Origin of the sequence: Pseudomonas sp. 15A4, assembly GCF_016925575.1 — a bacterium.
Lineage (GTDB): Bacteria > Pseudomonadota > Gammaproteobacteria > Pseudomonadales > Pseudomonadaceae > Aquipseudomonas.
Map to the genome: position 1 here is coordinate 1922761 of NZ_CP068986.1, position 13803 is coordinate 1936563.

Annotated in this window: 6 protein-coding genes and 3 pseudogenes; 7 read left to right on the plus strand and 2 right to left on the minus strand. The window is 60.5% G+C overall.

The window, feature by feature from the left end:
- Window positions 1–19: 19 nt before the first annotated feature.
- Window positions 20–985 carry a 2-hydroxyacid dehydrogenase gene (locus JN403_RS08660; protein ID WP_205486735.1) on the minus strand — a complete coding sequence of 322 codons (966 nt, stop codon included), beginning with the start codon at window positions 983–985 and terminating at the stop codon, window positions 20–22.
- A gap of 88 nt (window positions 986–1073) precedes the next feature.
- Between JN403_RS08660 and JN403_RS08665 the strand changes: the two genes are divergently transcribed.
- The 7 genes and pseudogenes from JN403_RS08665 (at window position 1074) to JN403_RS08695 (ending at window position 12407) form a co-directional block, all read left to right on the plus strand.
- Entirely contained in the window at window positions 1074–1703 is a 630-nt protein-coding gene (locus tag JN403_RS08665; RefSeq protein ID WP_122536168.1) for a LysE family transporter, read from the plus strand.
- 426 nt (window positions 1704–2129) lie between these two features.
- Window positions 2130–3805: pseudogene (locus JN403_RS08670) on the plus strand (fatty acid--CoA ligase).
- 363 nt (window positions 3806–4168) lie between these two features.
- Complete coding sequence (locus JN403_RS08675; RefSeq protein WP_122622572.1) at window positions 4169–6091, plus strand: DUF1302 domain-containing protein; 1923 nt, start codon at window positions 4169–4171, stop codon at window positions 6089–6091.
- A gap of 14 nt (window positions 6092–6105) precedes the next feature.
- Window positions 6106–7470, plus strand: a complete 1365-nt coding sequence (locus tag JN403_RS08680) for a DUF1329 domain-containing protein (protein WP_205486736.1) — start codon at window positions 6106–6108, stop codon at window positions 7468–7470.
- Window positions 7471–7921: 451 nt separating this feature from the next.
- On the plus strand, window positions 7922–10684 hold the full coding sequence (locus JN403_RS08685) for a LuxR C-terminal-related transcriptional regulator (protein ID WP_205486737.1): 2763 nt from the start codon (window positions 7922–7924) through the stop codon (window positions 10682–10684).
- A 111-nt stretch (window positions 10685–10795) separates the two neighbouring features.
- Window positions 10796–12120, plus strand: a pseudogene (locus tag JN403_RS08690) (HipA domain-containing protein).
- Window positions 12117–12407 carry a helix-turn-helix transcriptional regulator gene (locus tag JN403_RS08695; RefSeq protein WP_205486738.1) on the plus strand — a complete coding sequence of 97 codons (291 nt, stop codon included), beginning with the start codon at window positions 12117–12119 and terminating at the stop codon, window positions 12405–12407. The pseudogene JN403_RS08690 and the gene JN403_RS08695 overlap by 4 nt, the downstream one beginning before the upstream one ends.
- A gap of 33 nt (window positions 12408–12440) precedes the next feature.
- Here JN403_RS08695 and JN403_RS08700 read toward each other — a convergent pair.
- Window positions 12441–13639: pseudogene (locus JN403_RS08700) on the minus strand (HD-GYP domain-containing protein).
- Between the last annotated feature and the right edge of the window lie 164 nt (window positions 13640–13803).

Here is a 13803-nt window from a genome sequence, read left to right on the forward strand (position 1 = left end):
GCCTGCGAAGCTCTGCGTGTCAGCTCACGACCCTGACCGGCTTGCCTTGATAGAACGCCAGAGCGTTTTCGTTGATCTGACCGACGATGCGCTGCCGCGCCTCCTGGCTGCCCCAGGCGCTGTGGGGCGTGATGATCAAACGCGGAATATCGCCCGACAGCAGCGGGTTGCCATTCACCGGAGGCTCGACCGTCAGCACGTCGGTGGCCGCGCCGCCGAGATGGCCGTTGCGCAGCGCATCGGCCAGTGCCTGCTCATTGATCAAGCCACCCCGCGCGGTATTGACGATGAAGGCTTTGGGCTTGAGCAGGCTCAACTCGTGGGCGCCAATCATGTCCCGCGTATGCTCGTTGAGCGGGCAATGAAGGGTGAGGGCGTCGACCTGCGGCAGAAGCTCATCCAGCGGCACGCGATCAGGGCGGGCAGGGCGGCCGGGGATCTGACCCGACAGCACGCGCATGCCGAAGGCTTCCGCCAGCTTCGCGACGGCGCCTCCCAGCTCGCCATGGCCCAGCAGCCCCAATGTTTTGCCTTCCAGCTCGACGATGGGGAAGTCCAGCAAGCAGAACTGCTTCGATTTCTGCCACTGGCCTTGATGAATCGCTTGTTGATAGTCAGGCAAGCGGGTGGCCATCGCCAACAGCAACATCAGCGTGTGCTGGGCCACGGAAGGAGTGCCGTAGCCCTGACAATTGCTGACCACCACGCCATGCGTGCGCGCTGCATCGAGGTCGACGTTGTTGACGCCGGTTGCGGTCACCAACACCAGTTTAAGATTCGGGCAGGCGGCGAACGTGTCGGCATCAATCATGATCTTGTTGGAAATGGCCACGTCGGCGTCCTTCAAGCGCTCGGCCACCTGATCGGTTGTGGTGCTGCCATGAAGCACCAGCTCGCTGAAGGTTTCACGCCACGGCGCGAGGTCGAGATCCCCCAGATCCAGAGAGGAGTGATCCAGGAAAACTGCTCGGCGTTGACTGGGCATCAGCTGTACCTTTTGCTCGGTGGGTGGGAGGCGTAATGTGACGAGCCTACCAGAGCCTGCCGCTCGCCATAACGCCTGGAGAACTTCAATGTACTGGCCCGAATTTTTAACCGTTGCCCTGATTCACCTGCTGGCCGTCGCCAGCCCCGGTCCGGATTTCGCGGTCGTCGTGCGCGAGAGCGTGACCCACGGGCGCAAGGCCGGCACCTACACCGCCATGGGCGTGGGCACCGCGATCTTCCTGCACGTCGGCTATTCGCTGCTGGGGATTGGCTTGATCGTTTCGCAGTCCATCGTGCTGTTCAACGCCTTGAAATGGGCGGCGGCGGCTTACCTGATTTACATCGGCATCAAAGCACTGCGCGCCAAACCTGCGAGCGCATCGGATGCGCCCGTGGACATCGCCAAAGGCGAACGCACCGCGCGCGGCGCCTTCACGGCGGGGTTCGTCACCAACGGGCTCAACCCCAAGGCAACGCTGTTTTTCCTGTCACTGTTCACCGTCGTGATCAACCCGCACACGCCAATGCTGGTTCAGGCGGGCTACGGGGTTTACCTGGCATTCGCGACCGGCGCGTGGTTCTGCCTGGTAGCACGCCTGTTCAGCCAGCCTCGGGTCCGCGCGGGTTTTGCGCGGATGGGGCACTGGTTTGATCGGGCGATGGGTGGCGTGCTGGTTGCGCTGGGTTTGAAGCTGGCGTTGACGGAAATGCACTGATAGGGCGTTACAGAATGCAAATCGAGGCGGGCCGCGTGACAAGAAGTACTGGCAGCGTCCGAGGACTTCGCCCCGGACCACGAACCGCGTATCGCCGTGCGCACATTCCGCGCCAGACGACGCCCATGTAGGAGTGAGCTTGTTCGCGATTGGCTGCGCAGCAGCCGTCAAACAGGGCACCTCGGTTATACCTGACACACCATATGCGCTGGTTTACTGCCGCTGCGCGCCAGATCGCGAGCAAGCTCACTCCTACCGTTTCGATCCGCATCGTTCCCGAGCCTGTGATTTTCGCCTTGGTAAACAGTGCCGGGGGTGCATCGTTTCCGACGCACAATTCATCCCTTCGGCTGATCCGATCGACGCGCCCAGGCCCTACAGTGCATATTTTCAGCCCCCGCACCTGCACCGTGAAAAGGGATTCCTATGCTGCACACCCGCGTGATTCCGCCCGCCGAAGGGGCGTACCCGTACCCTCTGTTGATCAAACGACTGCTGCTGTCAGGCGTGCGCTACGAAAAAACCGTGAGATTGTTTACCGGGACCATTCGCGCTACTCATATCAAATGCTCAACGAGCGCATCTGCCGGCTGGCCGGTGCGTTGACCGCGGCGGGGGTGAAAGCGGGGGACACCGTCGCGGTGATGGATTGGGACAGTCACCGTTACCTGGAATGCATGTTCGCCATTCCGATGATTGGCGCAGTGATCCACACCATCAACGTGCGGCTGTCGCCCGAGCAGATCCTGTTCACCATGAATCACGCCGAAGACAAGCTCGTGCTGGTGAACAGCGAATTCGTGCCCCTCTACAACGCCATCGCCGGGCAACTGACGACCGTGGAAAAAACACTATTACTGACCGACACCGATGGCGCTAACGCCGACCTGCCCAACCTCGTCGGCGAGTACGAAGCGTTGTTGGCCGCTGCGAGTTCTCACTATCAGTTCGAGGATTTCGACGAGAACTCGGTGGCGACCACGTTCTACACCACCGGCACGACAGGCAACCCCAAGGGGGTGTATTTCACCCATCGCCAGCTCGTGCTGCACACCATGGCCGTTGCGACGATCATGGGCAGCGTCGAAGGCATGCTCGGCGGTGACAAGGTCTACATGCCGATCACGCCGATGTTCCACGTTCATGCGTGGGGCGTGCCGTACGCCGCGACTATGCTGGGCGCGAAACAGGTGTATCCCGGTCGTTACGACCCCGAGTTGCTGGTAGAGCTCTGGCAAAAAGAGAAGGTCACGTTTTCCCACTGCGTGCCCACCATCATGCAAATGGTCCTCAACGCCAAAGCCGCCCAGAACATGGATTTCACCGGCTGGCACATCATCATCGGCGGCAGCTCACTCAATCGTTCGCTATACGAGGCAGCCAAGGCCAAGGGTATTCAGCTGTCTGCGGCCTACGGCATGTCCGAGACCGGGCCATTGGTGTCGGTTGCGCACCTGAACGACGACCTGATGGCAGCCAGTGAAGACGAACGCACCGCGTACCGAATCAAGGCGGGCGCGCCGGGTGTGCTGGTCGAGGCGGCGATTGTCGATGGCGAAGGCAACTTTCTCCCGTCGGATGGTGAGACCCAGGGCGAGCTGGTATTGCGCGCACCTTGGCTGAGCGAAGGCTATTACCGCGAGCCGGAGAAGGGCGCCGAACTGTGGGCCGGCGGCTGGCTGCACACCGGCGACGTGGCGACGCTGGACAGCATGGGCGGGATCGACATTCGTGACCGGATCAAAGACGTCATCAAGACCGGCGGCGAGTGGGTGTCGTCGCTTCAACTGGAGGACCTCTGCAGCCGCCATCCCGGTGTGCGCGAAGTGGCCGTCGTGGGCATCGCCGATCCGCAGTGGGGCGAGCGCCCGTTTGCGTTATTGGTCGCCCGCGAGGGCCACGTCCTGGATGCGAAGATCCTGAAGGAACATCTCAAGCCGTTTGTGGAACAGGGGCACATTAACAAGTGGGCGATTCCGAGCCAGATCGCCCTTGTTACCGAAATTCCCAAGACCAGTGTCGGCAAGCTCGACAAGAAGCAGATCCGCCAGAACATCCTCGAATGGCAGGGCAGCAACAGCGCTTTCCTCTCTACGCTCTGACGCTTTCCTTCGCGGCCATTTTATCGGTTGATTACGGTCAAAATGTGCCGCGAAGGCTCTACTCCGCCGTCTTCCTTGCCAATTCCTCTTTTTCAGCCATGCTCCCCCTGCGTTGTGATTGGCCACTCTGGAGTCGGCGTGCCAGAGGTGTCGGCGCTATAAATCACACTTTAGAGGGATCAAGCAGCAGCACCTGCTGGCTATAGTCGGCAGTAGGTCGTTACCGGAGAAAAGCGCCCTGATCGTTTCGCAGTTGTTTGGCTGCCCGATCGGCGCTGACACACAGGCGCTGCGGCCCGTCCGCCTGAGTCGTTTCTGGAAGCACCCACTGCCATAAAAATAAAAGCACATGGAGTAGCGTCGATGACATCAGCTAACCAGTTCTGGCGCCGGGCTAAATTGCCTCTGGCCGTCAGCCTCGCTTCCACGCTCGCCGGTCCTGCATTCGGCGTCAGTTTCAATATCGGAGAAATCGAAGGCAACTTCGACTCGTCGCTCTCGGTGGGGGCGAGCTGGTCCACCGAGAATGCCAACAAAAACCTGATCGGCTCCAACAACGGCGGTCACGGTCTTTCGCAAACCTCCGACGACGGTCACTTGAACTTCAAAAGCGGCGAAACCTTTTCGAAGATATTCAAGGGCATCCACGATCTTGAACTGAAGTACGGCGACACCGGCGTGTTCCTGCGGGGCAAATACTGGTACGACTTCGAGCTCAAGGACGAAGGCCGCGACTTCAAGGACATCAGCGATTCCGGCCGCAAGGAAGGCGCCAAATCCTCGGGGTTCGAGCTGCTCGACGCTTTCGTTTATCACAACTATTCCATTGCCGACGAGCCGGGTTCGGTGCGTCTGGGCAAGCAAGTCGTCAGTTGGGGTGAAAGTACCTTCATCCAGGGCGGCATCAACAGCATCAACCCGGTCGACGTGTCCGCGTTCCGTCGTCCTGGCTCGGAAATCAAGGAAGGCCTGATTCCGGTCAACATGTTCTATCTGTCGCAAAGCCTGACGGAAAACCTCTCGGCTGAAGGCTTTTACCAGCTGGAATGGGACCAGACCGTCGTCGACAACTGCGGCACGTTCTTCTCGCAACCCGACGTCATCGCGGACGGCTGCAACAGCAACCTTGCCGTGCTGCGCACCCGCGACAGCCTCAATTCGGCTCTGCCAGCCGCGTTGCGTGGTCCCGTTCAAAGAACACTGGCCGCACGCGGCGTGAGTTTCGGCAACCCTGACGAGGGCGCAGTGGTTGCCCGCGGCCCTGATCGCGATGCCCGGGACAGTGGTCAGTATGGCCTGGCCATGCACTACAACTTCGAGCCGCTGGACACTGAGTTTGGCGCCTATTACATGAACTACCACAGCCGTCTGCCGATCTTCAGCGGCAAAGGTGGGCCGGCAAGCGCCTACAGCGCAGCGGGTCTGGTGGGCGGTCTGGCGGCCAACGGCGTTCCTCGAGGCGTCGCGGCGGCCCTCGCGCCGACCCTGTTGCCCGTCGTGGTCGCCGGCAATTCCAGCTATTACGTTGAGTACCCGGAAGACATCCACCTGTTCGGCCTGAGCTTCTCCACCACCTTGCCCACCGGCACGGCGTGGAGTGGTGAACTCAGCTATCGCCCCAACGCTCCGGTGCAGTTGAACACCACCGACATTCTGTATTCCGGCCTGTCGCCGCTGAACTCGAACGTGTCCCTGCTGCAGGGCGCGCCCGGTCAGGACCAGAAAGGCTACCGCCGCAAGGAAATCAGCCAGGCGCAAACGACGTTTACGCACTTCTTCGATCAAGTGATGGGCGCTGAACGGCTGACCGTGGTGGGTGAGGTGGGCTGGACCCACGTTGGCGGCCTGGAAAGCACATCCAAACTGCGTTACGGCCGCGACCCGAGCTACGGCCCTGGCCCGCTGCCGGGTGGTCAATGCCAGACCCTCAACGCCAGTACCCTGGGCACCGCCGCGCAGAACAACCTCAGCCGCTACTGCGAAAACGAAGGCTTCACCACCACCGATTCGTGGGGTTATCGCGCCCGCGCCATCTGGGACTACAACAACGTCTTCGCCGGTGTGAACCTGCGCCCGAGCGTGGCCTGGTCCCACGACGTCGACGGCTACTCGCCGGGCCCTGGCGGCAACTTCGAGGAAGGTCGCAAGGCGGTGAGTCTGGGCCTCGACGCCGAGTACCAGAACACCTACACCGCCAACCTTTCCTACACCAACTTCTTCGACGGCAAGTACACCACCGTGGACGACCGCGACTTCGTGGCGCTCAGCTTCGGCATGAACTTCTAAGGACAATAATGAAAATGAAAATCACGAAGGGTCTGTTGCAGGTAGGCGTACTGGGTCTGTCGTTGTTGGCGACCAGCGTGATGGCGGCGGTGTCCGATGCCGAAGCCGCCAAGCTGGGCACCACGCTGACGCCGATGGGCGCGGAAAAAGCCGGCAACGCTGCCAACACCATCCCGGCCTGGAGCCCGATGCCGGTCAATGCCGGCGCCGTCGACGACAAAGGTTTCCTGGCCAATCCGTACGCCAACGAAAAAGCGCAGTTCACCATCACTGCGCAGAACGTGGATCAGTACAAGGACAAGCTTGCCCCGGGCCAATACGCGATGTTCAAGCGTTACCCGGACACCTACAAGATGCCGGTGTACCCGTCCCACCGTGGCGCTACCGTTCCCGCTGAGGTGTTCGCCGCGATCAAGAACAACGCCACCAAGACCAAACTGGTCGGCGGCGGCAACGGCCTGGAGAATTTCGAAACCGCTGTGCCGTTTCCGATTCCGAAGGACGGCCTCGAGGTGATCTGGAACCACATCACCCGTTATCGCGGCGGCAGCGTCTCGCGTCTGGTCACCCAGGCCACGCCGCAAACCAACGGCTCGTTCAACCCGGTGTATTTCCACGACGAGTTCGTCTTCCGCGACAAAATGAAAGATTTCGATCCGAAGAATCCGGGCAACATCCTGTTCTACTTCAAGCAGGAAGTGACGGCGCCGGCGCGTCTGGCGGGCTCGGTGTTGCTGGTGCACGAGACCCTCGATCAGGTCAAAGAGCCGCGTGCGGCGTGGGTTTACAACGCCGGGCAGCGTCGCGTACGCCGTGCGCCGCAAGTGTCCTATGACGGGCCGGGCACCGCCGCCGACGGACTGCGCACCTCCGACAACCTTGACATGTTCAACGGCGCGCCAGACCGCTACGACTGGAAACTGATCGGCAAACAAGAAATGTACATCGCGTCCGACAGTTACAAGCTCGACGATCCGAAACTGAAATACGCCGACATCATCAAGGCCGGCCACATCAATCAGGACCTGGCGCGTTATGAACTGCGTCGCGTCTGGCACGTGACCGCCACCTTGAAAGAAGGCCAGCGCCACATCTACGCCAAACGTGACTTCTTCATCGACGAAGACACCTGGCAGGCCGCGGTCATCGATCACTACGACGGCCGTGGTCAACTGTGGCGCGTGGCGGAAGCCCACGCCGAAAACTACTACGACAAACAAGTGCCGTGGTACGCCCTGGAAGCCCTGTACGACCTGCAATCAGGTCGCTACCTGGCGCTGGGCATGAAGAACGAAGAGAAGAGGGCGTATGACTTTGGCTTCACCGCCACTGCCAGCGACTTCTCGCCCAATGCCCTGCGCCAGGATGGCGTGCGCTAACGGCTGATCGAATGAGCGGAGAGCGTGCAATGTTGATCACAGCTACAGCGCACTGAAGTCCTTCGCTGTTTCACCCTATGGCTGAACCCCATAGCGCAGAAAGGAAACACCCCGAGTGGTCGGGGTGTTTTTTTGCGTCTGGATTCTTGAATGCCAAGCCGCCCTGGTTCCGCGTGGCAGCAAAGGGAGTGCTACAAACGAGAGATTTCAACGCGCATTGGCGGATGGGTCCTACACGATCCAATCATCGAGCATAGCGACGCCCGAGCCGACTACACTGCAGCAGGTGTAGGACCGTGTACCTCTCCAGACATATAAACCAACATTCCCCCTGTGGATGGGATACGTTTTCTTACAGTCTTTCGTCTAACAATGTTCAAAAGGCTTCCCATAGCCGCTAGTCTCCCGACATCTGAACGCCGAACAACAAGCACTCCAACAAGAGCCGGCCATGACTGATCTGTCGCGTTTGCAAGGATTCGCAAATCACGCAGTCACTGCGTTGGAAGGCCGTTTCTTCCGTCCGCCACTGCCTGAAGGTTACGTATCGAGGCCTCGGTTGTGCGAGCGGCTGAGTGCGGGTCTTTCCGGGCGCCTTTTGTTGATCAGTGCACCGGCCGGTTTCGGCAAAAGCTCATTGGCGGTGGAGTTCTGCGAGAGCCTGCCCGATCAGTGGCAGAACCTCTGGCTGGGACTGAGCCACCGGGACAGCGACCCGGGCCGGTTTCTCGAACGTCTACTCTGCGGTCTCCAGCAATTCTTTCCTCAACTCGGCGGCCAGGCGCTCGGCCTTCTGAAGATGCGTCAGCGTCACCAGCCCTTTGCCTTCGAAGAGTGGCTGGACGGTTTGCTGGACGAGCTGGCGATGCACCTGATGTTGAGCAAACCGCTGTTGCTGGTGCTCGACGACTATCACTTGGTGCAGGGCCCCGTGCTGGATCGCTGCCTGCAGTTTCTCCTCAATCATCTGCCTGCGGGCATGAACATCATGGTCACCAGCCGGCAGAGGCCGAACTGGCACCTCGCGCGGTTGCGGCTGTCCCGTCAATTGCTGGAATTGTCCGAGCAGGATCTGCGTCTGACCGACGACGAGTCGCTGGCGGTGCTGGATTCGCAGCGCAATTCCTTGAGCGATGAGGCACTGCGGGCCCTGTTGCAACGCAGTGAAGGCTGGGTGGCCGGCCTGCGATTCTGGCTACTGGCGGCCAACGAAGCGGGCAGTAACGCGCTGACCCAGGGGCTCAATGGCGGGGAAGGGCTGATCCGTGATTACCTGCTCGAAGAAGTCATTGATTGTCTGCCGGCCGACGTTCAGGCCTTTCTCTATGAAACCGCCTGCCTGGAGCGCTTCAGCGGTGCTCTGTGCAACGCCGCGCGTGACAGTCACGACAGCGACGACATGCTGGAGTACCTGCAAGCCCATCAGGTGTTTCTGGTTCCGCTGGACGAGCAGGGTCGCTGGTTTCGCTATCACCACTTGTTCTCTGACCTGCTTCGCGCGCGGGCCGGGGCTAGCGTGACGCCGCAACAGCGGCGGGTGCATCTGAACGCTTGCCGCTGGTTCAGCGACCAGGGTCTGCTAGACGAAGCCATCGAACAGGCGTTGCGCGCCGGGCACCTGGATGTGGCGGCCAATCTGGTGCAAAACCTTTCCGAGGAACAACTCCTCGCCGAGCAAAACGTCGGCATGCTGCTGCGCTGGAAAATGGACTTGCCCGACAGCCTGCTGGTCAGCACGCCGCGTCTGATCGTGCTGTACGCCTGGGCCCTGGGTCTTGCGTGTCAACTGGATGCCGCCGAGGAGCTGGGCAATCACCTCAGCCGATTCCTGCCGGCCCCTTCCGTGACCGCGCAAAATTCGATGCTGGCGCAGTGGCTGGCGCTGAGCGGGATCATCGCCCGGGGCCGTGGCGACAGTGAAACGGCCCGGCGTTATTGCAGCGAGGCATTGGTCAGCCTGCCGCCCAAACGCTACGGCCAGCGTTTGTTGTGCCTGTCGACGCTGGCAAATCTGGCCATCGCTGACGGTGATTTGTGGCGCGCCCGGGCGCTGAACCGTGATGCACTTGAGTTGGCGCAGCGCGTCGCCAATCCTTTGTTCGAAGCGCTGGCGCATTACGACCGCGCTCGCACGCTGCAGGCCCGTGGTGAAACCCTTCGCTCGATGGAGGAGGTGCGCCAGGGCTTGAGACGTTTGAACGGCCTGTCTTCACAAAAACTCTATGCGGTCCGCGCGCGGCTGACGTTGTACGAAGGTTATCTGCTGGTGCAGTTTCTTCAACCGGAGGCAGGGCGCGAGCGCTTGAATGCCGGGCTGGCCGAGGCGCGCGCCTGCCGCGACATCAGCGTGCTGATCGGCCACTGCGTGATTGCCGGGATGGAGGGGCGCGAAGGACGCTACGCCGAGGCCTTCGCCGAACTGGCCGAGGCCGAGCGGCTGATGCACATCTGGGACGTGCCGCCGGTGTATTACCTGGCAATGATCACCCTCGCCAAATGCGAACTGTGGCTGGCCCAGGGCCGTATCGATCTGGCCGACGCCTGGCTGCTGCGGCTTGGGCAGACCTATGGCGGCAACCAACCTGCGGCCGCCCCCGAATGCTCGCCGCAACTGCCTCAGCAGATCGAAACGCTGCGGGCGGTTCTCGACCACATTCAGGGCCGCACCGAAGAGGCGATGGCTCGGCTGCACGGTCTGGTGGAGTACGCCCAGCGGATCGGTGCAGGACTGCTCGGCCTTAATGCGCTGAGTCAGCACATCCTGTTGCTGCTCGACGCATCCCGTGTGCCCGAGGCCGATGAGCTTTTTCAACAGAGCCTCCAGCTCGCCACGGGCGGTGCGGTTTTACCCTTCCAGCGCCTGATCCGTGGCCATCCCGACCGGCTGCGCGAGCAACTGCATAAACGACCCTCATGCCGGCTGGTTGATTACCTGCTCCAGCAACTTCCTGAAGCTGCGCCCGGTCAGGGACTGCCTTGCCTGCGCGTCACCAGTGAGCCGCCCGCCTGTAACGGCGGCGACCACCTCAGTGCCCGCGAACTCAGCGTGCTGCAGCTGATCGCGCACGGTTGCTCCAATCAGGAGATCAGCGAGCGCTTATTCATTTCCCTGCATACCGTCAAAACCCACGCCAGCCACATCAACGGCAAACTTGGCGTCGAACGACGCACCCAGGCGGTGGCCCGGGCGCAAGAGCTGGGACTGCTAAGCTGACTGATCGGCATTTAAATACCGGTTCTTCGTTAGAATCTTCAATTTTAGGCATTTAATTGCCTTTTATTCGCTCTAGCCCTAAGGTTTAGGCATTAAATTGCCGAGCACCCTGTGATGCAGCTAACCCTCCAACTCTATCTGTCGGGACGATGGCACGACGCGATGCGTTTCGAAGTCGAGAAGCCAGAGTCAGGACAGAACAGCCCGTGCAGCTTTGCGTATGAGCAGGCATTTCTAATTGACCACCTGGATTCGCTCGATCGTCCCACCTCGCCGTCCGTGAGTACCCGGATTCCACTGGGCTGGGATTTGTTCAGAACGCCCGGACTGCCAGCGTTTTTGCATGACATCGTTCCAGCGGGAGCGGCACGCCGTTTCCTCTTGGCGCGTCTTGCATTGCCCGAAGGTGAAAATACCCCGGCTGATCTGGTGCTCTTGCAGCGCTGCACCCCTGCACCCGTCGGGCATCTGCGCATCAAGGAATCGTTCGAAGCTTTGCCCAAGGCCAGCAGCATCGGTTTTGACCGGAGTGAGGTCGTTGCTCGGGACAGCCGCTTTCTCGAATACGCGTATGAGCAAGGCGCCGCAGTGGGCGGCGCAACGGGAGCGGGCGGTGAGGCGCCGAAGCTATTGCTGGCCGAGGACGCCGAAGGGCTCATGCACCCTGATGCAACGCTCGCCGACAGCGAAGTCCGTCAACACTGGTTCGTGAAATTCTCTCGTAACAAGGGCAACGAGACCGATCGCACCATTCTCAGAAGCGAGTTCTGCTACTACCAGGCCCTCGAACGCGTCGGTGAACGCACTGTTCCCTGTGACGGCATGAGCCTCGAAGAAGCTCGCAAGCCCAGCCTGTGGATGAAGCGTTTCGACCGCAGCGTTGATGAACAGGGCGTGCGCCGTCTGGCTGTCGAATCGGTGTACTCGCTCGCCGACATCACCCGCCCCGGCGCGTACATGACGCACGTGCAATCCGTCGCCGCGCTGGCTAACGCCTGGTCGGCGAATGCTCAGCAGGGGAGATTCCTCAGATGGTCGCCGAGTACATACGCCGCGACCTGATCAATCAGATTCTGGGAAATAGCGATAACCATGGGCGTAATACTTCGATATTGCGCGATGAACAGCGACTCTCTCTGGCGCCGATTTACGACCTGGCGCCTATGGTCATGGACGATGAAGGCGTGACGCGCACAACCAAATGGCCTGATCCCATCGAACGCGCTGGCGAAGTGGACTGGCGCGAAGCCTGCCGGGCGTTATCCGCCTGGGTCGACCCCGACGAGTTATTCGATGGCCTCCGAGCCGATGCCGAACGCCTGCGCGCATTACCTGATTTACTGACCGAAATGGGCTTGCCGCAAAAGACCTTCAGTCATCCGCGCATCCGCCTTGGGCGCCTGGATACGACGCTCAGAGAATGGGGCCTGCGATGAACGACGACATACGCCAGCGCGGCATTATTCTCGACGAGCTTCGGAATCAATTGTTGGACGGGACCGTTTCGATGGGCGCTGCCGTCAAACGGCTGCGGACCGAGATCACAGGATTGCGCCAGGAACAGTTCGCAAGCATGTGCAAAATCTCGCTGCGCACGCTGCGCCAGATCGAACAGGACGAGGGTAATCCAACGGTGCAGACCCTCAATGCCGTGTTCAGACCCTTCGGCATGCAGGTCGGCATTATTCCGTTGCGACGCAGGCCAGTGTCGGCCAGCCTTTAAGCGGTCATCGCGCCAATTAGCCCGACGGCAGGTTCAAGCCGCGGGCTGACCGGCCCACATGCTGGCGACGTCCAGCAGGCCCCAATCTTCAGCCAGCTCAAATTTCAGGATGCCGTCTCGCACAGTGGTGCAGGCGAGGTTGATGACGTGCGGCTCAAAGGGCATCCGGGTTCGGGTGGACAGGAAAACTTTCACTTTTGGGTGCAACAGAGACTTTTCATCCTGTTCGACAACCACCCCCAAGCGTTCACTCCTCAGTCGGACCAACGCGCCAACGGGGTAGATGCCGACGGTTTTGACGAAGTGCTGAAACACCTTCACATCGAAGTGGCCTTTCCAGGACGCCATTTCGCGAACCGAATGCGCGGCATCCCAGCCCTTCTTGTAGGGCCGGTCTGAGGTCACCGCGTCATACACGTCACAAATAGCGCCCATTTTCGCCAGCAGGCTGATCTCGTCGCCTTTCAGCCCGTGGGGATAACCGCTGCCGTCGACTTTTTCGTGGTGATGCAGGCACACGTCCATTACCAGTCGAGTCACTCGCTCGCAGCCTTGGAGGATTTCCAGACCGGCCTGCGGATGATGCTTCATGACCTCATATTCTTCGTAGGTCAGGCGATCGGGTTTATTGAGAATGGCCGAGTCGATCATCATTTTGCCGACGTCATGCATCAGCCCGGCAACGCCAGCTTCACGCACCTGATCTTCATTCAGATCCATCTGCCGTGCGAGCGCGACCATCAATGCACACACGGCCACCGAATGCATATAGGTGTACTCATCGGTGGTCTTCAGGCGCGACAGGCTGATGAGTGCGTGGGGATGGCGCATCACGGACGTAGAGATTTCCTCGACCAACAGGTCGACGTCTTCGGTATTCATCGCCCGACCCATCCGGGCATCGCTGAACATGGTCATCACTGCCGCTTTGGCACGGCCACAGATCAGGCGTGCACGGGCCAGTTCCAGCTCAAGGCTGCAAGGCGCGGTTTCGGCAGCGTCAAAACACTCGGGGGAGTCTCTTCGGCCGGCGAGCGGTCGACGGAGTTTTTGCCAAGGCGAGTGTCGATCCAGACTTCACGGGTCGACGCCTGAATGTGCCGCAGCACGGCGGCGTCACTGAGCTCGCGTTCGACGTTCGCGGCCCAGAACGGATCGTTGATCCGCGGGCGGCAGAATTCGTGGATGTACATGCCCAGCGTGAGGTCGGAAACGGGGATTTTTCTTAGCATAGAGTCAGCTCTTGCGCGTGGATACAGCGCTGCCTTGCCTGAAAGTGAGAGCGATTTTTATAGTTTGCTTCATCACTGCGCTTTCCTGTGGTTGCGCAAGGCCAGTATAGGAAAGCTTCCTAGAAATGAAACTGCCTTAAATTTTGTGGGCTTTGCTGGCTGAC

Coding starts and splice junctions, on each gene's coding strand:
- JN403_RS08660 (WP_205486735.1), bottom strand. CDS start 985: ATGCCCAGTCAACGCCGAGCAGTTTTCCTGGATCACTCCTCTCTGGAT.
- JN403_RS08665 (WP_122536168.1), top strand. CDS start 1,074: ATGTACTGGCCCGAATTTTTAACCGTTGCCCTGATTCACCTGCTGGCC.
- JN403_RS08675 (WP_122622572.1), top strand. CDS start 4,169: ATGACATCAGCTAACCAGTTCTGGCGCCGGGCTAAATTGCCTCTGGCC.
- JN403_RS08680 (WP_205486736.1), top strand. CDS start 6,106: ATGAAAATCACGAAGGGTCTGTTGCAGGTAGGCGTACTGGGTCTGTCG.
- JN403_RS08685 (WP_205486737.1), top strand. CDS start 7,922: ATGACTGATCTGTCGCGTTTGCAAGGATTCGCAAATCACGCAGTCACT.
- JN403_RS08695 (WP_205486738.1), top strand. CDS start 12,117: ATGAACGACGACATACGCCAGCGCGGCATTATTCTCGACGAGCTTCGG.